Origin of the sequence: Lactobacillus sp. wkB8 (assembly GCF_000761135.1) — a bacterium.
In the GTDB taxonomy this organism is placed as follows: domain Bacteria; phylum Bacillota; class Bacilli; order Lactobacillales; family Lactobacillaceae; genus Lactobacillus; species Lactobacillus helsingborgensis.
This window is the reverse complement of record NZ_CP009531.1, coordinates 1,429,063-1,451,493: the sequence shown is the minus strand read 5'-3', so window position 1 is coordinate 1,451,493 and position 22,431 is coordinate 1,429,063. Positions and strand designations below refer to the sequence as shown.

Genomic DNA, 22,431 nt, shown 5'->3' with positions numbered 1-22,431 from the left:
GACAGATAAATCTTGTTTCCTTTTGAGTGAAAAGGGAAAGTAAATTATGGCTTGGAAATATATACGAAAAATAATAACCAGAATTGGAATTGTCAAAGTTGCACTTTTTAGCACATTTCTTTTTGCTGGTTATGTCGTGTATTTTGCCCAACCATATTTAATTACTAAATTATTTGAGCAAAAATTGAACCGTGATTTACAAATATTATTGGTATGCGCATTAGCTCTTTCGCTGATGATGGTGCCAATTATTAATAGCTGTAATAATTCGTTTATTCAGGCTGTCCGTAAATATTCAAAACAAATTTTGTGGGAGTCTGTGGTTAACAAACCTTTTAGATATTATTCAGACAAGCCGGTTGGTATGGTTCAAAGTTATATTAAAGATGTTTCGTTTGCCTGTCGCGAATTGGAACAAACCAGTTTGGCTGTTGTTGTGCAAATGACAGTAATGCTAATTATGTATTCAGTAACGCTCAGCTTGCAAAATTTGGTTGTTGGTATGTCATACTTGTTTTTCTTTTTAGGCTACATGATGGTCTCAGTATGGATGGCCAAGCGAAATAGAAGTAACGTGGCTGCTTCACTAAAGAGTGCTTCTAAAGTCAATGAGTACATTATCGATTATTACCGTAACGTTGAAACGGTTTTAGCAAGTGATTCCAAAGACTTTGAAGAGCACAACATGGCTAACATTTTAAATGAAGAACAAAAATCTTTTACCAATGTGCAAAAAATTACTAATATTGCCTCTTTGTTTCAGCAATTCTTAATTGTTGTTTTAGCGTGTATTATTGTGATTCTGGGACAAGTGTTAACGGGAACAAAAGGAAATTTGTCACTTTCACTAGTTTTGGTTCTTTTATATTCTATTGTTAATTTGTCCGGCTTTGGCACCCAATATCTGGCTATTGAGGAGCTTTTAAATAGAATTCGTGCTGGATTAAATGAACTGGAATATGGAAAAGAAACACCTGCTCCTAATCTGCCTTTTAAACTTGATGGAACTAAGAACGCAATTTCTTTGAAATCTATCAGTTATGCTTATCAGAACAACCAACAAGTTTTTCACAACTTAGAGTTATTTTTTCCCAAAAATAAGCTGACCGCTTTAGTAGGACCAAACGGTTCTGGTAAAAGTACACTCTTAAAAATTTTGACGGGTTTTTATCAGCCACAGTCGGGACAAATTATTTTGCCTTTTGTCAGTCAACCAACTTTACTGTATTTGCCCCAAAGTGCGCAGCTATTTAATCGTTCGATTATAGAAAATATTTGTTATCCAAAACAACAAGTTACAACAGAACGGTTGCTTACTTTAATTAAAGAAATTAACCTTGATACATTGATTAAGTCTGCTACTGATCTCACTGTCAAAACTCCGGGAGATTTCAAAAATAAGATTTCTGGTGGTGAAAGGCAAAAAATACTTTTTTTAAGAGCGCTTGTGTCAAAACCACAAATATTGTTGTTGGATGAATTTACTAGTAATTTGGATGAGAAAACAATCATTCTTGTTTATCAGATGATAAAAAAGTATTTGCCATCAACTACTATTATCAGCGTGGTTCATCGCTATGATGAATTAAAATACTATGATGAGGTAGTTCAACTTGGTCAACCACATAGTTTAAAGAACCAATTTTAATAGAGGATCCTGCTCTAATATTACTCACTTTATTAGCTTTTCTTAGGAATTAGCCGATATGTCCGTACCAATTTTGCTATAATGAAGAAGTTGGAAAAAGATTTAAGGAGAATATTAATGCTAAATGTATTTATTGTGCGTCATGGTCAAACAGATACTAATAAAGTGGCAGCTATTAATGGTTCTGGCACTGATTTGCCTTTAAATAAATTGGGAAAGCAACAAGTTGAAACATTAAGGGATAGTTTTGATATTACCAAGATTGATTATATTTATGCCAGTCCACTGACTAGGGCTCGTCAGACTGCAGAAATTTTAGCTCAGGGTCAACTTGAGATTAATGTCGATGAGCGTCTAAAGGAAATATATTTTGGTAATTGGGACGGTCAAAGTATTGAAGAAATACAAGAGAAATATCCCCAAGCATTCGATGAACTAGGGTATTTTAAAGAAAATTATGTCGATTATTGTACTGGTGAAAGTTATCAGCACCTGGCAGATCGTTTAATGGATTTTTGGCATGAATTGATTAATAATCATGAACATGAATCAGTTTTATTGGTTTGCCACGGTATTGCATCTCGAACTTTGGTGCAAACTTTACTGGGAATTCCCAGTATGACGGAGATTAGTTTGATTCAAAATGCTGCTGTTATTAATTTAGCTGTAGACGATCAGACTAAAAAAGTATTTTTGCGGTATTATAACAGGATTGCGCCTGGGAAATTTTTTATTGAGGATAAACATGGAACTGCTTAATCAAATAGCCTTACCTTTTTATTATGAAAAGGACTGTTGATTTTGCATAAATGATCCTTTTTGTTAAGATATTAGGGTGTTTGAAAGGGTGATTAAGTGGATAATAGCTGGAAAATTCGCGATTTAACGATTGCTAATCGAGTTGTTGTTGCGCCAATGGCTGGTGTATCTAATTCTGCGTTTAGAATGATTTGTAAGGAATTTGGTGCTGGTCTAGTCGTATGTGAAATGATTTCAGATCACGGTATCATTTATCGTAATAAAAAAACCATGTCTATGATGAAGGTGGATCTGCGTGAACACCCGATGAGTATTCAGATTTTTGGTGGTACTGAAGAAACTTTGCTTGAAGCAGCGCGGTATATCGATCAGCATACCGCTGCCGATATAATAGATATTAATATGGGTTGTCCTGTTCCTAAGGTTACTAAAACAGATGCAGGTTCTAAATGGCTTTTGGATTCTAATAAAATTTACCAGATGGTACATAAAGTTGTCCAAAACGTTGAAAAACCAGTTTCTGTTAAAATGCGTATTGGCTGGGATCGTAAACATATTTTTGCGGTGGAAAATGCTTTGGCAGCCCAAGAAGCTGGTGCCAGCATGATTGCAATGCACGGTAGAACGCGTAAGCAAATGTATATGGGAGAAGCCGATTGGGAAACACTTCATGATGTTGCTCAAGTTCTTGATATTCCGTTTGTGGCAAACGGTGATATTACGACACCAGAATTAGCCAAAAAAGCTCTAGCTGAAATCGGCTCTACCGCTGTGATGGTAGGACGTGCAGCATTAGGTAATCCTTGGATTATCAAAGATATGGTACACTACTTAGAAACTGGTGAAAGACTAAAACCGCAAACAGTACGAGAGAAAGTTGCCACTGCTAAGCATCAACTTAAAGGTTTAGTTGAATTAAAAGGGGAAAAAATTGCTGTTCCCGAGTTTAGGCAACAAGCTGCTTACTATTTAAAGGGAGTTCCCCGTTCGGCTCGTACTCGTGCTAAAATAAATGAGGTTTGGACGGCACAAGAAGTTTATGATTTGCTCGATAACTTCGTTGACGATTATGAAAAGCGGCAAAAACAAAGAGCTGCTAGAAGTGAAACTAATTAATAATGGAGGAATTGTAATTGGCTAAAAGTGAAATGAATGACCAATTAATCGTTCGGCGCCAAAAATTAGACGAATTACGTGAAAATGGCATCGAACCTTTTGGAATGAGAAAGTTTGATCGGCAGGATTTAGCGCGGTCTTTGAATGAAAAGTATGCCGAAGATGACAAAGATGAACTAAACGCAGAACTACCTAAGACTAAAATAGCTGGCAGAATGTTAGCTAAGAGAGGCAAAGGTAAAGTTGGCTTTGCTGATTTATATGATCGTACAGGTAAAATACAGATTTACGTTCGTAAGGATATTGTGGGCGAAGACAACTATAAGATCTTTAAAAAGTCTGATATCGGCGATTTTTTAGGTATTGATGGTGAAGTTATGAAAACTGACACGGGTGAATTAACCATTCGTGCAACTCACGTTACTTTCTTATCAAAAGCTTTGCGTCCTTTACCTGAAAAGTATCACGGCTTAAAAGATGTTGAACAAATTTATCGTCAACGTTACCTTGACTTGATTACTAATAGAGAAAGCTATGAACGTTTTGTTAATCGGACCAAAATTATCCAAGCTATTCGTGAATATCTCAACAGCAAGGACTTCCTAGAAGTTGAAACTCCCGTTTTACATAATATTCCTGGTGGTGCAGAGGCACGGCCATTTATTACACATCACAATGCTTTAGACATTGACTTATACATGAGAATAGCTTTGGAATTGCCATTGAAACGGTTAATTGTTGGTGATATGGAAAGAGTTTACGAAATTGGTCGGGTATTCAGAAATGAAGGACTTGACACTCACCATAACCCTGAATTTACTGAACTCGAAACTTACTGTGCATACTGGGACTTCCATGATGTCATGGACGAAGCAGAAGGCATTATTCGCGCAGCTGCTAAAGTTGTATCTGATGATGGTAAAATTACTTATCAGGGGACTAACATTGATTTGGGCAAGCCATTCCGCCGTGTTCACATGGTTGATATGATTAAGGAAAAGACTGGCGTTGATTTCTGGCAAGAAATGAGCGTGGCAGAAGCTACCAAAATTGCAGAAGATCACGACATTAAAGTTGAAAGCTTCTGGAAAGTGGGTCACATTATCAATGCCTTCTTTGAGAAGTATTGTGAAGAAACAATTGTTGATCCAACTTTCGTTTACGGCCATCCAGTTGAGATTTCACCACTGGCTAAGAAAAATGCAGATGATCCAAGATTTACTGATCGTTTTGAAATTTACATTATGGGTGAAGAATATGGCAACGCCTTTTCCGAATTAAATGATCCTGATGACCAGCGTGAACGTTTTGAAGCGCAAATGGCAGAACGTGAAGCTGGAAACGATGAAGCTGATATGATTGATGAAGATTATCTGCGTGCTATGGAATATGGTATGCCGCCAACAGGTGGATTGGGTATTGGAATTGACCGTCTTGTAATGCTTCTGACTGATGCGCCTGCAATTAGGGATGTTTTACTATTCCCAACAATGCGTCCAGAACGAATTGAAGATATTGAACGCGAAGTCGAAGAAGACATGAAGAAAAAGAAGAATTAAAAATAAGACCATTAATTTGGTCTTATTTTTGTTTAAATTGAAAATCCCATGTATTTGTTATAGTCAACGATTTTTTTAAGCAACTTATCTTGAATAGGCTTATTACCAGAAAAATAAAAATACCAGTTTTGCAGCAACTTAAACCAGGAACTTAATCGAAACCAACTAATACGCTCGTCTTGATCAAGTTGACCATAGATTCGCTTGTTAAAGCAACTCACAAAAGAATTAAAATCACTAGCTGGTATTTTGCCAAAATAAACTCCTTGAAAAAAGGCAAAAGCTAATCGTTGCTCCTCGTCGTCAATAAAAGGTCCTTGCATATTTTGAAAGACTGTTTCAATTATAGCAAAAAAATCAGCAGTATTATTTACCATAAAATCTGGATGACTTAGAGTGGAGCCTAGAAAGTCGCTACCATGAGCAATACTATGAGCCCAGCCTTTATCTTTAACATATCCGCGAAGGTCTTTTTCTGCCTTCAAATAGCAAATACTCCAATTAAAAATAGTATTTCGTTCAGTTGTATCTAAAATAGAATGCTTTTTATCGTCCTCTAAAATTAGGGAACCCAGTAATGCACTGAATGTTCTGATAAAAACTAAATCGTTGTCTGGCTGTTCGATGCCCTTAAACAGACTTTTTGAATTGATAAAACTGGTAACAATTTTTGCTTTCTGTTCTGATGTAAGGGAATTCTCAGTAAAACCCCGGGCAAAAAGAGTATAAACAACGTCATCCCGCAAGTGAGGATCCAAATTGCCAATATTTTGTAACATGAAGTCAATTTGATTATCCGTAAAACTTAGTTTACCGGACTCTAACTGAACCATTTTTCCAATTCTTCTTGCATTTTGTTTCCTTACCACTTTCTTCATCAATTGCTTTTTTAATAATCTAATACTGACAGGTATTCTTTGTAAAGAAAAATTGCAGCTAAAAAGCGCGAAATCTAAAAAAGTTTCGGGTATAAACTCTAAGCTGGCAAGCTTTCCCGTTAGAATGCTAATTTCAGCGATTTATTTTGGTAAAAAAGGTTGCAAATTGAAATTGGTTTGCTATAATAATATTTGTCTTGCGGAAGTAGTTCAGTGGTAGAACATCACCTTGCCATGGTGGGGGTCGCGGGTTCGAATCCCGTCTTCCGCTTTCAAGAAAAAGACTCACCGCTTTTGGTGAGTTTTTTTAATAAACGGGAAATAGCTCAGCTTGGTAGAGCGCTACGTTCGGGACGTAGAGGTCGCAGGTTCGAATCCTGTTTTCCCGATCATCGCTATCTCATGCTTGTAATTTTAAATTTGCAAGTATGAGATTTTTTTATACTTTACCAAGGCAATAACAAATATTTCTTAGCAATTTTAATTAACAATCGTTGTCATGAAAGAAAAGCCGGCTTTAAGGACTAAAAAAGCTAATTGAGTTTTAAAACTGAAAATAATATACTAATAAAAATAAATTATTAAAATCTGGTGATAGATTTTTTAGGAGAATTTTTAACTATGAGCCGCATTGAACAAAGCCTGATCTATGGCATTTCATTTTTTATTTTTGGATTCTGTTATAGTCTATTTATTGATCAAAAAATTGCTTTTCCCAATAGAGTCATCCAGGATTTAATTAGAATGATTGCTTATGTACTTTTTGCATTATTAGTTGGTAAAATCATCTCCCATTTTAAAACCAAATAGTCAAGTTACCGTGGTTCATTTTAGGAGCATACTAAATAAAGAAGAATGTTAATTCGCAAGAAGTGCTTGTCTTTGATATAATGATTGCAAAGTTTTTTGACATGACACTTACATTTGGCCTCAAACAGAATATTTTACAAATTCTCAAAAAGGTTTATAGTGTATACACGTCATTTTTAAAGGTGGTGCTATGATGAAAAAATCTTATACGACTAGTGCAAACCAAGTATTAGAAATTGCACGAGAGCAGGCACAGAATTTTCATCATCGTTTGATTGGTACTGAACATGTACTGCTCGCGATGGTAATTGAATCTGATGGTGAAGCTGGCAAAAATTTGCGGGCTTGGGGTGCAACACCGAAGGCAATTCGTGAGGAAATTGAACGTTATACGGGATACGGCTCAGCTGGTAAAACAAGTTTTATGCAAATGTCTCCTCGTTTAAGTATGGTTTTAGCGTATGCTGGCACTTTGGCAGAACGTGAAGGCTCTTCTAAAATTAAAACTTGCCATATTCTATTGGGTTTGGTTTTAAATGAACAAATTCTGGCATCAGTTATTTTGCGTAACTTAAATATCGATCTTGATGGTTTACGTAATGATATTCTTCATAGTTTAGGTGAAGATGAGCAAGATATGGATGAAAACGAGCAAGACGATAATAGTTGGTCAAGCTTTAATGGTTCTGAAGAAAGCACGAACAGAAACTCAAGCACGCCCACTCTTGATCAAGTATCGGTTAATTTGAATGAACGTGCTGAAAACGGTGAAATTGATCCGGTTATTGGCCGCGATCGCGAAGTTGCCCGTGTAATCGAAATTCTATCTCGGCGTAACAAAAATAACCCAGTTTTAATTGGCGAACCGGGAGTTGGTAAGACAGCAGTGGCAGAAGCTATTGCGACTGCCATTGTCGCTAAAAAAGTGCCACATGATTTGCTCAAAAAACAGGTTATTTCACTTGATTTAGGTGGTCTGGTTGCCGGCACCAAATACCGCGGTGAATTTGAAGATCGAATGAAGAAAATCATTAAGGAAATTACCGTCAACGGCAATATCATACTATTTGTAGATGAAATGCATACCCTTATTGGTGCAGGTGGAGCTGAAGGTTCAATTGATGCAGCCAACATTTTGAAACCATCCCTAGCTCGAGGTGATATTCAAATGATTGGTGCTACCACTTTTGATGAATATCAAAAATATGTTGAAAAAGATCAGGCTTTGGCACGTCGTTTCCAAATTGTCAGGTTAAATGAACCTTCTAGAAGTGAAACTTTGGCAATCTTAAACGGATTAAAGCCTAAATACGAAAAGTTCCATCATGTTAAAATTTCAACTTCAGCTTTGGAAAATGCAGTTGATCTTTCTAGTCGCTACATTTCAGATAGGTATTTACCTGATAAAGCTATTGACTTGATTGATGAGGCTAGTGCGGCTGTTAAGATTAAGTCTGGTAAAGGTTCAAATAATCAGTTATTGCAGATTAATGATCAAATTGAAAAAGTAATCAGTGAGAAAAACCGTGCTGCTGTTAACCAAAACTTTGCCAAAGCTGCTCAGTTGCAAGAAAGACAAAACAGCTTGCAGAGAAGACAAGATGAGCTAACTGCTAAACTTGATCAGGCAACTAGCAAAGATGCTGTGGTTCAGCCTGAAGATGTAGCTAAAGTAGTTTCTAACTGGACGGGCGTTCCGGTTACACAAATGAATAGGGACGAAACTAAACAGCTGGCTAACCTTGAAACTGATTTACATAAACGCATAATTGGTCAAGATAAAGCAGTTACTGCCGTTAGCCGTGCAGTACGCCGCGGCCGCAGCGGAATCAAAGATGAAAATAGACCAATCGGTTCATTCTTATTCTTGGGCCCAACGGGTGTTGGTAAAACTGAATTGGCAAAAGCTATTGCTGCAGCTATCTTTGGTTCGGAAAACAATTTAATCAGAATTGATATGTCTGAATATATGGATCAGATTGCCAATAGTAAATTGATTGGCTCGGCACCAGGATATGTTGGCTATGATGAAGGTGGTCAATTAACTGAGCAAGTTCGCCGTCATCCATACTCAGTTGTATTATTGGATGAAGTTGAAAAAGCCCATCCAGACGTGTTTAACTTATTGTTGCAAGTTCTTGAAGATGGTTTCTTAACAGATTCAAAGGGCCGCAAAGTAGACTTTAAAAACACTATTATTATCATGACTTCCAACTTAGGCTCACGTTCATTGTTTGAGACACAAGCTGTTGGTTTTAATGCCGATAATACCAGTCAGGTTAAAATGCGTCAGGATCGAGTACGGCAGGCTTTAAAACAATTCTTTAGACCGGAATTTCTTAACAGAATTGATGAGACAATTATTTTTGATGAGCTCAATCAAAAACAATTGCGTCAGATTGTAACGCTCTTAACGCGCAGATTAATCAATCGTTTGCATAAGCAAGGCGTACAGCTAAAGATTTCCCGTGCTGCTTTAGATAAGATTGCTAAAGATGGATATAATCCTGAGATGGGGGCTCGTCCACTGCGTCGAGCAATTCAAAAAGATATTGAAGATGAGATTGCTTCTATGCTTATTAAGGGTGATCTTCAAACAGGAGACACATTAAAGATTGGTTGCAGTCGCAATCATTTGAAATTTGATGTAATTAAAGAAGATAAAAATAATTTAGTAGGCGCAAAGTAAAATAATTGACACACTACTAATAGTTTGCTATAGTAGTGCGTGATAAAAAAGCTGATTTTCAGGATTTTGCTGATCTATTGTCCAGCAAAATAATAAAGGACAAAAACGACGATTGTTGTTTTTGTCTTTTTTATGCATAAAATTCCGGCTTTTTGAATTTGTAATCAAAATGTAATATTAGCTTTCTCTGACAGAAAGGGTGTTTTCTCCTTGTTAAACGGACACGTAGTGAATTTTGGCAAACATCGGACAAGACGCAGTTTTTCCCGCATTAAAGAAGTGTTGGACCTGCCTAACTTGACAGATGTGCAGACCGAATCATACCAATGGTTTTTGGATGAGGGTATTAAAGATGTCTTTGACGATATCATGCCAATTAGTGACTTTTCAGGTAAGCTTTCCCTCGAATATTTAGGTTATAAGCTGCAAAAACCTAAATATACCGTCGATGAAGCACGTGATCACGATGCGACTTATGCCGCACCAATGCACGTAACTTTAAAATTAACTAATCAAAAAACCGGTGAAATTAAAACCCAAGATGTTTTCTTTGGTGATTTACCGTTAATGACCGAATCTGGTTCATTTATTATCAATGGTGCCGAAAGAGTCATCGTTTCTCAGTTAGTTAGATCACCTAGTGTTTATTATTCGGGTGATTATGACAAGAATGGCCGCCAGATTTTTGGTACCACGGTAATTCCTAACCGTGGTGCTTGGCTTGAATATGAAACTGATGCTAAAAATGTATCTTATGTGCGTGTTGACCGCACCCGTAAGCTTCCTCTGACTGTTTTAGTCAGAGCTCTTGGTATCGGCTCAGATGATGAAATTTTAGATGTTTTTGGTCAAAGTGATACATTGCAATTTACTTTGGATAAAGACGTCCATAAGAATCCGGCTGATTCCCGTGTAGCTGAAGCATTAAAGGATATTTATGAACGTTTACGTCCCGGTGAGCCAAAAACGACTGATTCTTCACGTTCACTTCTTTATGCACGTTTCTTTGACCCACGTCGCTATGATTTAGCGCCGGTTGGTCGTTATAAAGTTAACAAGAAATTATCATTAAAGAGCCGCTTATATGGTCAGACTTTAGCAGAAACTTTAGCAGATCCGGATACAGGCGAGATTATTGCTAAAAAGGGTACTGTTGTTACCCACGAAGTAATGGACTCTTTAGAAAAATACCTTGATCGTGATGACTTTAAGATGGTGACCTATCAGCCATCTAAAGAGGGCGTTTTACCTGATCCTATTAATGTGCAGGAAATTAAGGTTTACTCAAAAGTTAACCCAGAGCGTGTTGTCAAGATAATTTCTAACGGTCACATTGACAAGAAAGTTAAGTATCTGACACCTGCTGATGTTTTAGCATCAATTAATTATTTCTTCTTATTGCAAGATGAAATTGGGAATACTGATGATATTGATCACTTGGGTAATCGCCGCATTCGTCGTGTTGGGGAATTATTGCAAAACCAATTTAGAATTGGTTTGGCGCGCATGGAACGTGTTGTAAGGGAAAGAATGTCAATTCAAGACCCTTCAACTGTGACACCGCAGCAATTAATTAATATCAGACCAATTGTAGCCAGCATCAAAGAATTCTTTGGTTCATCACAATTGTCACAGTTTATGGATCAACATAACCCATTGGGCGAGCTAACTCACAAACGTCGTATGTCAGCTTTGGGGCCTGGTGGTTTAACTCGTGACCGTGCCGGTTATGAAGTGCGTGACGTTCACTATACTCAATACGGTCGTTTGTGCCCGATTGAAACTCCTGAAGGTCCTAACATTGGTTTAATTAACTCCTTGGCTACTTATGCGATCATCAATAAGTACGGTTTTATTGAAACCCCTTATCGTCGCGTTTCTTGGACTACTCATAAGGTTACTGACAAAATTGATTACCTGACTGCTGATGTTGAGGATAATTATATTATTGCGGGTGCCAATACTCCTCTTAATCCAGATGGTTCCTTTAAGGATGATCTGGTTTTAGCAAGACACAAGGAAGATAACGTCGAAGTTAGTCCAGATAAAATTGATTACATGGACGTTATTCCTAAGCAGGTTGTTTCTGTTGCTTCAGCATGTATTCCATTTTTGGAAAACGATGACTCTAACCGTGCTTTGATGGGTGCTAACCAGCAAAGACAAGCTGCACCTTTAATTAATCCTCATAGCTGCCTTGTAGGTACGGGAATGGAATACCGCGCAGCTCATGATTCAGGTGCCGCAGTTTTAGCTAAAGCAGCTGGTAAAGTTGAATATGTTGATGCCAATACAATTAGAGTAAGACGTGCTGACAGTACCTTGGATAAATATGTCCTTGAAAAATATCGTCGCTCAAATAACTCTAAATCATATAACCAAACGCCAAACGTTAAGCTGGGTGATCAGGTTGAAAAGGGCGAGGTCATCGCTAATGGTCCGACAATGGATCACGGCGAACTGGCTTTAGGTCAAAACCCTGTAATCGCCTTTATGACTTGGAACATGTATAACTATGAAGATGCTATCATGCTTTCTGAACGTCTGGTTAAGGATGATGTCTATACTTCAATCAGTATTGAAGACTATGAATCTGAAGCGCGTGATACTAAGCTTGGCCCGGAAGAAATTACTCGTGAACTACCTAATGTGGGTGAAGATGCTCTAAAAGATCTTGATGGTCAAGGTATCGTTCGTGTTGGTGCCGAAGTTCATGACGGAGATATTTTGGTTGGTAAAGTAACACCTAAAGGAGTTACTGAATTATCAGCTGAAGAAAGACTTCTCCACGCTATTTTTGGTGAAAAGGCGCGTGAAGTACGTGATACTTCATTACGTGTTCCTCATGGCGGTGGCGGAATTGTCCGCGATGTCAAAGTTTATACACGTGAAAATGGCGATGAACTTTCTCCTGGAGTTAATACCTTAGTCCGCGTTTATATCGCACAAAAGAGAAAGATTCAAGTCGGAGATAAGATGTCCGGTCGTCACGGTAACAAGGGTACTGTTGCTGCAGTTGTTCCTGAAGAAGATATGCCATACTTACCAGATGGTACACCAGTAGATATTTGTTTAAACCCAATGGGTGTCCCTTCACGTATGAATATTGGACAGCTTTTGGAACTACACTTAGGTCGTGCCGCAGCTAATTTAGGTATTCATGTGGCAACACCAGTATTTGATGGTGCCAATGAAGATGATGTTTGGGATACAGTTCATAAAGCTGGTATTGATAAAGATGGTAAAACCGTTCTTTACGATGGCCGCACAGGTGAACCATTCCATAACCGTGTTTCAGTTGGTATCATGCATTATCTGAAATTGACTCACATGGTTGATGATAAGATTCACGCACGTTCAATTGGGCCTTACTCTTTAGTAACGCAACAACCTCTTGGTGGTAAAGCACAGTTTGGTGGTCAGCGTTTCGGTGAAATGGAAGTTTGGGCTCTTGAAGCTTACGGTGCAGCATATACTTTACAAGAAATATTGACTTACAAGTCAGATGATGTTGTTGGTCGTGTTAAAGCTTATGAAGCAATTGTTAAGGGTGAAAGAATTCCAAAACCGGGTGTTCCGGAATCATTCCGCGTTCTTGTTAAGGAACTGCAATCTCTTGGTTTAGATATTCGTGTTCTTGACATGAATCATAAGGAAATTGAACTTCGTGATATGGATGATGATTCAAATGAACATTTGAATATTGATACCTTATCCAAGATGGCTGAAGAACAACAAAAGAAGAAGTTAGCCGAAGAAACCGCAAATTCTGAGGATGAAGAAGCAGAGCCAGAAGAAACTAATGCTCCTGTAGATCAATCCGATGATGATAACAAGATTTCTCAATAAGTAGGAGGTTAAACTTTTGATCGACGTAAATAAATTTGAAAGCATGCAGATTGGCCTTGCATCTCCGAACAAAATTCGCAGCTGGTCATACGGTGAAGTTAAAAAGCCTGAGACTATTAATTACCGTACGTTAAAGCCGGAAAAAGATGGTCTGTTTGATGAACGCATTTTTGGGCCAACAAAGGACTGGTCATGTGCATGTGGTAAATACAAAGGTGTGAGATACCGCGGCATTGTTTGTGACCGCTGTGGTGTTGAAGTTACCTCGTCTAAAGTCAGAAGAGAACGCATGGGTCATATTGAATTGGCTGCGCCAGTTACTCACATTTGGTACTTCAAAGGGATTCCTTCAAGAATGGGACTCATTTTGGATATTTCTCCCAGACTCCTTGAAGAAGTTATCTACTTTGCTGCGTACATCGTAATTGATCCTGGCGATACTGACCTCGAGTTTAAACAGCTTTTAACTGAAGCAGAATATCGTGAACAAAAGGCAAAATACGGCAATCGTTTTACCGCTAAAATGGGTGCCGAAGCAATTCGCGATTTACTGCAAAAAGTAGATTTAAATAAAGAAGTTGCCAGCTTAAAGAAAGAATTGGAAACTGCTACTGGTCAAAAACGGACGCGTGCAATTAGAAGACTCGACATTTTAGATGCATTTAAAGATTCTGGTAACAAGCCAGAATGGATGGTTATTGATGCAGTACCTGTTATTCCACCAGACTTGCGCCCGATGGTTCAACTTGAAGGTGGACGGTTTGCGACCTCTGACCTCAACGATTTATACAGAAGAGTCATTAACCGTAACAATCGTTTAAAGAGACTGTTAGATTTAAATGCACCAAATATCATTGTGCAAAACGAAAAACGAATGCTGCAAGAAGCAGTTGATGCGCTAATTGATAACGGTCGTCGCGGTCGTTCAGTTGTGGGCCCGGGCAACAGACCACTTAAATCACTTTCACACATGCTTAAGGGTAAGCAAGGTCGCTTCCGTCAAAACTTACTAGGTAAGCGTGTTGATTACTCAGGTCGTTCTGTTATCGATGTTTCACCAAAATTGAAATTTTATCAATGTGGTGTGCCTAGACCAATGGCTTTAGAGTTATTTAAACCATTTGTAATGCACGAATTGGTTCAGCGTAAGATTGCCACTAATATTAAGAGTGCCAAGCGTAAGATTGATCGTGAAGATGATGATGTCTGGGATGTACTAGAAGATGTAATCAAGGAAAGAACGGTATTATTAAACCGTGCTCCTACATTGCACCGTTTGAGTATTCAGGCTTTTGAGCCGGTCTTAGTACCTGGAAAATCAATTCGTTTGCACCCACTTGCTTGTGAAGCCTACAATGCCGACTTCGATGGTGACCAGATGGCTATTCACGTGCCGCTTTCTGACGAAGCTGTTGCAGAATCACGTATGTTAATGCTGGCAGCTCATCATATTCTTGCTCCTAAGGACGGTAAACCTATTGTTACTCCTTCTCAGGATATAGTTTTGGGTAACTACTGGTTGACCCAAGCTGAAAAGGGTCGTGAAGGTGAAGGTATGATTTTCAATTCACCGGACGAAGCCACTGTAGCTTATACCAACGGTGATATTCACTATCACACTATCATTGGGATGTCCGCCGATTCGATGCCAAAGAAAGCATGGCCTAAGGGTTATGAACATGGTATTTTCATCACAACGTATGGACGTATTATTTTTAACCAAATTTTCCCTGAAGATTACTTCTACGTTAACGAGCCTACAGAAGAAAATTTGAATAATCCACTTGCTGCTAAGTATTTCTTGGAACCAGGTGAGGATATTCATGAAAAGATTGACACCGTAGCTGGTGATCTAATTTCAACTCCGTTTAAGAAATCATTCTTATCTGATTCTATTGCTACTATTTACAAGTATTACAAAGTTCAGAGAACTTCCGAATATCTTGATGATTTGAAGACCTTGGGCTATACCAGTTCAACAACTTCAGGAATTACTATTGGTATGACTGATGTTCCTGAAATTCAGGATAAAGATGAAAAGGTAGCAAAAGCGCACAAGCAGGTTGACGTTGTTTCTAAGCAATTTAGACGAGGATTGATCACTGAGCAAGAACGTCATGACAGAGTAATTAGTATTTGGAATGATTGTAAGGATCAGGTACAAAACGAAATTGCTCAGATTTATGATCCACGTAATCCTATTACCATCATGGCCGACTCTGGTGCCCGTGGTAACATTTCTAACTTTACCCAGCTTGCAGGTATGCGTGGCTTAATGGCGACTCCAAACGGTGGATTGTTCGAAATCCCAGTTACTTCCAACTTCAAGGAAGGATTATCTGTACTGGAATTATTCATGTCCACTCACGGTGCTCGTAAGGGAATGACTGATACTGCTTTGAAGACGGCTCAATCTGGCTACTTAACCCGTCGTTTGGTTGACGTTGCCCAAGACGTTATTATCCGTGATGATGATTGTGGTACCGACCGTGGTATTGACGTTCATGCAATCATGGAAGGTGACGAATTAATTGAGCCACTTTATGACCGTCTATTAGGTCGCTTTACAGCAGAAACAGTTAAGGATCCAAAGACCGGTGAAGCTATTGTTGGCCGTAACGTTATGATGGACGAGAATTTGGCACACCAAATTTGTGATGCTGGTGTAACTAATGTCAAGATAAGATCTATTTTAACTTGTGATACGCCACACGGTGTCTGCCGTAAATGTTATGGTATGAACTTAGCTACTGGTGAGGAAGTTGAAGTTGGTGAAGCAGTTGGTACAGTTGCTGCTCAATCAATTGGTGAGCCTGGTACACAGCTTACTTTACGTACTTTCCACAACGGTGGTGTTGCCGGCGCTGAAGATATCACACAAGGTCTTCCTCGTGTGCAAGAATTATTTGAAGCACGTAATCCTAAAGGTCGTGCAGTAATTTCAGAAGTCGACGGAGTGATTGATTCAATTCAAGAAAACCCTGCAGAACATACTCGTGAAATTACTGTTAAAGGTAGAATTGATACCAGAAGTTATAGCGTACCTTATACAGCTTCTGTAGCAGTAGCTGAAGGTGATGAGGTCAGTCGTGGTGACAAATTGACTCTGGGTTCAATTGATCCTAAGGAGTTAATCCAAGTTACTGATACTTTAACTACTGAAGAATATATTCTAGTAGAAGTTCAAAAAGCTTATAGAATGCAAGGTGTTGATATTTCTGATAAGCACGTCGAGGTTCTAACCAGACAAATGCTGCAGAAAGTCCGCGTCCTTGATCCTGGTGAAACTGATCTTTTACCTGGTGAAATTATGGATATTGGTCAATTTAAAGACCGCAACACATCTGTAATTATTTCTGGTGGCATCCCTGCCACTGCGCAAAGCGTAATTTTGGGTATCACTAAGGCAGCTCTTGAAACTAATAGTTTCTTATCTGCTGCTTCCTTCCAAGAAACTACTCGTGTTCTGACAGATGCTTCTATTAGAGGCAAGAATGATCCGCTACTTGGATTAAAGGAAAATGTTATTATTGGTAAGATTATTCCAGCTGGTACAGGTCTTCCGATTTATCGTGATATGGAACCTGAGTCAGATGTCAAGAAACCTAAATCTGTTTATTCAATTGCTGATATTGAAAAAAAGATGAAGGAAGCTGACCAAGCTAAGGAATCATAAAATAATTTAAATAAAAACTGTCCTGTTAGTATTTACTTAACAGGGCAGTTTTTTTATCTAATTTTTCCAAAAAAGCTGAAGTCATCCAGTAGATTGATATTACCTAAAAAAGAAAATTAAGTAACTGACTTTAAGCATTTTTATTAAAAAAATACTGCTGGCTTGCCAGTGATAATAGTATGGGCGTATTTTTTTAGCTGCTTAGTAATTGAATCGTCAATCCTAAAAAGATAAACGGAACAAAAGCAATTGGCTCGCTTTCTCTTACGTGGGTTAAGATAAAGTTAATTAGCATTAATACTGAGGCTAATAAAAGTGTAAAATTGGCAAATTCAGGTTGGAAATAAAAAGAGAGAATTAGGTAGATTAGTAAATCGCCGCTACCCAGTTTTTGCCGATATATTTCATAGATAAAGAGAATTAAAATGGGCAATAATTGAAAATAGTCAACAATAGTGTATTGCGGCACGGTTTTACTACCTTGAAGTAAAGCCAAGATCAATGCGGGCAGAATTAGTATCACGTCAAATGACTGCTTTTGATAATCGCTAATAGCAGCCAGTAGCAGACAAAAAATCACAACTGCTGTAAGAATACTTTTCTTATCGGCGAAGTTGATAGTACAATAGGCGCTGCCACCGATAAATTCAATTACCCAGTATTCAATTGGAATTGCAGAATGACAATAACGACAACGTCCTTTTAAAAATAAATAGGAAATTAACGGAATTTCATCAAGCAAGCTTAACTCACAGCCGCAATAGTTGCATTTGGAGCGTGAAAAGATAAAATCCTCTTTGCCAAGACGGTCTACAACAACACACGCATGTGAAGCTAAACAAGTTCCTATTAAAAAATTACAGATATTAAAAAGCCAGTCCATTTTTGCCTCCTATATACAAGTACGCAATATTGGTCTTTTTTCATGAGAAAAAATGATTTGCAATTTTTTGATAAAGGAGTACAATATTCTTTGTGTATTTTGAAGAATTCTCTGGGAGTTAAAAAAGAAACTCCTGGGTGTGTGAACAAAATAATCATTTTTTAGGAGGAAAATTTAATGCCAACCATTAACCAATTGGTAAGAAAAGGCCGTCATTCAAAGACGACAAAATCAAAATCACCAGCTTTAAGCTACGGTTACAACAGTATGAAGAAGGAGCTTATAGCAAATCCTGCTCCTCAAATGCGTGGAGTAGCAACTCGTGTGGGCACTATGACACCAAAGAAACCAAACTCAGCTTTACGTAAGTATGCTCGTGTACGTCTTTCAAACTTAATTGAAGTTACTGCATATATCCCAGGTGAAGGCCACAATTTGCAGGAACACTCCGTTGTTTTAATCCGTGGCGGTCGTGTTAAGGACCTTCCTGGTGTTCGTTACCATATTATTCGTGGTGCTCTTGATACTGCCGGTGTTGACGGCAGAAAGCAAGGTCGCTCTAAGTACGGTGCCAAGAAAGATTAAGGAGGAGTTAAATAATGCCTAGAAAAGGACACGTAGCTAAAAGAGATATTTTAGCAGATCCAGTATACAATTCAAAGCTTGTAACTAAGTTAATCAACCACTTGATGATTGATGGTAAAAGAGCTAAGGCATCTTCAATCCTTTATGATGCTTTTGACATTGTTAAAGAAAAGACTGGCAAGGAGCCACTTGATGTTTTTGAAGAAGCAATGAACAACATTATGCCAGTTTTGGAAGTTAGAGCACGCCGTATTGGTGGTTCAAACTACCAAATTCCAGTTGAGGTTCGCCCAGAAAGAAAAACCACTTTAGGGTTAAGATGGTTAGTTTCATACGCTCGTTTACGTAATGAACATACTATGGATGAACGCTTAGCTAATGAAATTATTGATGCCTCAAACAACACTGGTTCAGCAGTTAAGAAGCGTGAAGATGTTCACCGTATGGCTGAAGCCAACCGTGCATTTGCACATTATCGTTTCTAATTTTTAAGGAGAGGAAAAATCTATGGCTAATAAGCGTGAATTTCCATTAGAAAAAACACGTAATATTGGTATTATGGCCCACATTGATGCGGGTAAAACTACCACAACAGAGCGTATTCTTTATTACACTGGAAAAATCCATAAAATTGGTGAAACCCATGAGGGTGACTCACAAATGGACTGGATGGATGAAGAAAAAGAACGTGGTATCACCATTACTTCTGCAGCTACTACTGCACAATGGCATGACTACAGAATAAACATTATTGATACCCCAGGACACGTTGACTTCACTATTGAAGTTGAACGTTCACTTCGGGTACTTGATGGGGCTGTTACTGTTCTTGATGCTCAGGCTGGTGTTGAACCTCAAACTGAAAACGTTTGGCGCCAAGCTGAAACTTACGGTGTTCCTCGAATTGTTTTTGTAAACAAGATGGACAAGATTGGTGCGGATTTTGACAAATCTGTTACATCTTTGCATGAACGTTTAAACGCCAATGCTTTGGCTGTTCAGATGCCAATCGGCTCTGCGGAAAGCTTTGAAGGTGTTATTGACTTACTGAATATGGTAGCCGATGTTTATGATGAAGATAAACTTGGCTCTAAATGGGATACTATTCCAGTTCCAGACGAGTACAAAGAAGAAGCTGAAAAGCGTCGCGCTGAATTAATTGAACAAGTAGCTGATGTTGATGATGACATCATGGAAAAATACCTTAACGGTGATGAAATTTCTGTTGATGAATTAAAAGCTGCTATTCGTAAAGCTACACTGGAATTGAAAGTCTTCCCAGTTTTTGCCGGTTCAGCATTCAAGAACAAGGGTGTACAAATGATGCTTGATGGTGTTGTTGACTACTTGCCATCACCATTAGATGTTAAGCCTTATGTTGCTCATGATCCAAAGACTGGCGAAGAAGTTGAATTAGTAGCAGGGGATGACAAACCATTCTCAGCTTTAGCATTTAAGATTGCTACTGACCCATTTGTTGGTCGTTTGACTTATATTCGTGTTTATACTGGTTCCCTTGAATCAGGTTCATACGTTTTGAACGCTTCCAAGAACAGCCGTGAACGTGTTGGTCGTTTATTGCAAATGCACGCTAACTCCAGAAGTGAGATTCCTGAAGTCTTTTCTGGTGATATTGCGGGTGCTATTGGTTTGAAGAACACCACAACTGGTGATTCATTGACTGATCCTGATCACGCCTTAATTTTGGAAAGTTTGGAAGTTCCAGATCCAGTTATTCAAGTTTCAATTGAGCCAGAATCAAAAGCTGACCGTGACAAACTTGATGTTGCTTTGCAAAAATTGACTGAAGAGGACCCAACTTTTAGAGCAGAAACAAACGCTGAAACCGGTCAAACTTTGATTTCCGGAATGGGTGAATTACACCTGCAAATCATGGTTGAACGTATGAAGCGTGAGTTCCACGTTGAAGCTAAAATTGGTGAACCGCAAGTTGCTTACCGTGAAACCTTCACTAAGCCTGCTAAAGCACAAGGTAAATTCGTGCGTCAATCAGGTGGTAAAGGTCAATATGGTGACGTTTGGATTGAATTTACACCAAATGAAAGAGGAAAAGGCTACGAATTTGAAGATGCCATTGTTGGTGGTGTCGTACCTCGTGAATTTATCCCTGCTGTAGATGCTGGTTTGCAAGAGTCAATGAAGAACGGTATTCTTGCCGGTTACCCATTGATCGATGTTAAAGCTAAGCTTTATGATGGTAGTTACCACGAAGTCGACTCATCTGAAGCTGCCTTCAAAGTTGCTGCATCATTAGCATTGAGAAATGCTGCTCCTAAGGCTGGTGCTGTTATTCTTGAGCCTATTATGAAAGTTCAGGTAATTACGCCTGAAGAATATTTAGGTGACGTTATGGGTTCAATTACTGCACGTCGTGGTACTATGGACAACATGCAGGACCGTTCAGGTGCTAAAGTATTAAATTCAATGGTTCCACTTGCTGAAATGTTTGGTTATGCTACAACCTTGCGTTCTTCAACTCAAGGTCGTGGTACATTCACAATGGTCTTTGATCACTACTCACCAACACCTAAATCTATTCAAGAAGATATTATTAAAAAACGCGGCGGTAACGCTGACTAATTAGAAAAAGAGCTATTGGCAAGTCCAATAGCTCTTTTTTATATGTTTATTAGGAAATAAATTTGTCTTTTACTTGTGTTCAAGATTAGGCAAATAACTTGCTAAGATTTGTTTGAGGTAGTATTTTAAACAGCGCTAATAATTTAGCAGTCAAATTTTATATAAAAACTATACTATTTTTTGCATTATATTAAGAAAATTTATCCTATAATCCTTGATATTTCAGCTTAAAACAGGTATACTATTTTTTGTGCGTCTAGGGCATATTCTGCCCTAAAACGCATTTTGTTGTAAAGCATTGATGCAAAAGGTTGCGGCACACCAGGCTGCATTGCCACAGAGGTAGTGCCGGGAATTTTTGCGGAAGCTAGTCATCTTTTAAAGAAGACGTTGAGGAGGTAATTTAATGGCAAGTCAATCAATTCGTATTAGACTTAAGTCTTACGAACATGGTATTCTCGATGAATCAGCTGCTAAGATCGTAGCTACAGCTAAGAGGACTGGAGCCGAAATTTCAGGTCCAGTTCCATTGCCAACAGAAAGGGTATTGTTCACTGTTTTGCGTTCACCACATATGAACAAGGATTCACGTGAACAATTCGAAATGCGCACACATAAGCGTTTAATCGATATTTTAAACCCAACACCTAAAACTGTTGACTCTTTAATGAAGCTTGATTTACCAAGCGGTGTTGACATCGAAATTAAACTTTAATTTTTAAAAAAGAAAGAGGTGTAATCATGACCAAAGGAATCTTAGGAAGAAAAGTTGGTATGACTCAAATCTTCACTAAAGATGGTATCCTTGTGCCCGTAACAGTTGTTGAAGCAACTCCTAACGTTGTTATGCAAGTTAAGACTGTTGAATCAGACGGTTACGAAGCAGTTCAATTAGGATATCAAGATAAGCGTGAAGTTTTGAGCAACAAACCGGAAAAAGGTCATGCTGCAAAAGCAAAGACTTCGCCTAAGCGCTTCATACGTGAAATCCGCGGAGTTGAGCTTAAGGACTACGAAGTCGGCTCAGAAGTTACTGTGGACACATTTAAGGAAGGTGACGTTGTTGACGTCACTGGTACTACAAGAGGTCATGGATACCAAGGTAACATCAAACGTTGGGGCCAATCACGTGGACCAGAAACTCATGGTTCAAGATACCACAGAATTCCTGGCTCAATGGGTTCCATCATTAACCGTGTACCTAAAGGCAAGCGTTTGCCAGGTCACATGGGAATGAAGAAAGTTACCATTGAAAACCTAGTAATTGAAAAAGTTGTAGCAGATAAGAATGTATTATTAATTAAGGGTAACGTACCTGGTGCTAAGAATTCATTGCTTACTGTTAGATCTGCTGTTAAGAATAATAAATAGGAAGGAG

15 protein-coding genes and 2 tRNA genes are annotated in these 22,431 nt (G+C 38.4%); 15 read left to right on the top strand and 2 right to left on the bottom strand.

Annotated elements, in window-relative coordinates:
• Window positions 1–46 precede the first annotated feature (46 nt).
• The 4 genes from LACWKB8_RS06890 to lysS all read left to right on the top strand — a co-directional run bounded on the left by LACWKB8_RS06890 (window position 47) and on the right by lysS (window position 5,082).
• Window positions 47–1,648, top strand: a complete 1,602-nt coding sequence (locus tag LACWKB8_RS06890) for an ATP-binding cassette domain-containing protein (protein ID WP_038523797.1) — start codon at window positions 47–49, stop codon at window positions 1,646–1,648.
• Between the two features lie 117 nt (window positions 1,649–1,765).
• A complete protein-coding gene (locus tag LACWKB8_RS06885; protein WP_052059672.1) occupies window positions 1,766–2,407 on the top strand; it encodes a histidine phosphatase family protein in 642 nt (213 codons plus the stop codon).
• Between the two features lie 96 nt (window positions 2,408–2,503).
• Window positions 2,504–3,523 (top strand): tRNA dihydrouridine synthase DusB, encoded by a 1,020-nt coding sequence (gene dusB / locus LACWKB8_RS06880; RefSeq protein ID WP_038523794.1) that lies wholly within the window; start codon window positions 2,504–2,506, stop codon window positions 3,521–3,523.
• Between the two features lie 17 nt (window positions 3,524–3,540).
• The gene (gene lysS / locus LACWKB8_RS06875) at window positions 3,541–5,082 is read left to right on the top strand and encodes a lysine--tRNA ligase (protein ID WP_038523793.1); all 1,542 of its coding nucleotides are present in this window, start codon (window positions 3,541–3,543) and stop codon (window positions 5,080–5,082) included.
• A gap of 32 nt (window positions 5,083–5,114) precedes the next feature.
• Here the strand turns inward: lysS and LACWKB8_RS06870 are convergent, their stop codons facing one another.
• Window positions 5,115–5,960, bottom strand: coding sequence for a DUF2785 domain-containing protein (locus tag LACWKB8_RS06870; protein WP_038523791.1), 846 nt, complete (start codon window positions 5,958–5,960; stop codon window positions 5,115–5,117).
• A 199-nt stretch (window positions 5,961–6,159) separates the two neighbouring features.
• Here LACWKB8_RS06870 and LACWKB8_RS06865 point away from each other — a divergent pair.
• The 6 genes from LACWKB8_RS06865 (at window position 6,160) to rpoC (ending at window position 16,984) form a co-directional block, all read left to right on the top strand.
• Window positions 6,160–6,231: transfer RNA gene (locus LACWKB8_RS06865), tRNA-Gly, on the top strand.
• Window positions 6,232–6,275: 44 nt separating this feature from the next.
• A tRNA-Pro gene (locus tag LACWKB8_RS06860) sits at window positions 6,276–6,349 on the top strand.
• A 232-nt stretch (window positions 6,350–6,581) separates the two neighbouring features.
• Window positions 6,582–6,770: a hypothetical protein gene (locus LACWKB8_RS06855; RefSeq protein ID WP_038523789.1), complete on the top strand. Its 189-nt coding sequence runs from the start codon at window positions 6,582–6,584 to the stop codon at window positions 6,768–6,770.
• A 193-nt stretch (window positions 6,771–6,963) separates the two neighbouring features.
• The gene (locus tag LACWKB8_RS06850) at window positions 6,964–9,459 is read left to right on the top strand and encodes an ATP-dependent Clp protease ATP-binding subunit (protein WP_038523786.1); all 2,496 of its coding nucleotides are present in this window, start codon (window positions 6,964–6,966) and stop codon (window positions 9,457–9,459) included.
• Window positions 9,460–9,669: 210 nt separating this feature from the next.
• Window positions 9,670–13,308, top strand: a complete 3,639-nt coding sequence (gene rpoB, locus LACWKB8_RS06845) for a DNA-directed RNA polymerase subunit beta (protein ID WP_038523783.1) — start codon at window positions 9,670–9,672, stop codon at window positions 13,306–13,308.
• A gap of 16 nt (window positions 13,309–13,324) precedes the next feature.
• The gene (gene rpoC, locus LACWKB8_RS06840; protein WP_038523780.1) at window positions 13,325–16,984 is read left to right on the top strand and encodes a DNA-directed RNA polymerase subunit beta'; all 3,660 of its coding nucleotides are present in this window, start codon (window positions 13,325–13,327) and stop codon (window positions 16,982–16,984) included.
• Window positions 16,985–17,177: 193 nt separating this feature from the next.
• On the opposite strand, the gene LACWKB8_RS06835 is transcribed toward rpoC, so the two are convergent.
• On the bottom strand, window positions 17,178–17,867 hold the full coding sequence (locus LACWKB8_RS06835) for an A24 family peptidase (RefSeq protein WP_038523777.1): 690 nt from the start codon (window positions 17,865–17,867) through the stop codon (window positions 17,178–17,180).
• A 177-nt stretch (window positions 17,868–18,044) separates the two neighbouring features.
• On the opposite strand from LACWKB8_RS06835, the gene rpsL reads away from it, so the two are divergent.
• The 5 genes from rpsL (at window position 18,045) to rplC (ending at window position 22,424) form a co-directional block, all read left to right on the top strand.
• A complete protein-coding gene (gene rpsL, locus LACWKB8_RS06830) occupies window positions 18,045–18,452 on the top strand; it encodes a 30S ribosomal protein S12 (RefSeq protein ID WP_038523774.1) in 408 nt (135 codons plus the stop codon).
• Between the two features lie 14 nt (window positions 18,453–18,466).
• Window positions 18,467–18,937, top strand: coding sequence for a 30S ribosomal protein S7 (rpsG, locus tag LACWKB8_RS06825; RefSeq protein WP_038523771.1), 471 nt, complete (start codon window positions 18,467–18,469; stop codon window positions 18,935–18,937).
• 22 nt (window positions 18,938–18,959) lie between these two features.
• Window positions 18,960–21,053, top strand: coding sequence for an elongation factor G (gene fusA, locus LACWKB8_RS06820; RefSeq protein ID WP_038523769.1), 2,094 nt, complete (start codon window positions 18,960–18,962; stop codon window positions 21,051–21,053).
• Between the two features lie 406 nt (window positions 21,054–21,459).
• Entirely contained in the window at window positions 21,460–21,768 is a 309-nt protein-coding gene (rpsJ, locus tag LACWKB8_RS06815; RefSeq protein WP_038523766.1) for a 30S ribosomal protein S10, read from the top strand.
• Window positions 21,769–21,794: 26 nt separating this feature from the next.
• Window positions 21,795–22,424 (top strand): 50S ribosomal protein L3, encoded by a 630-nt coding sequence (gene rplC, locus LACWKB8_RS06810; RefSeq protein WP_034980468.1) that lies wholly within the window; start codon window positions 21,795–21,797, stop codon window positions 22,422–22,424.
• The last annotated feature ends 7 nt before the right edge of the window (window positions 22,425–22,431 follow it).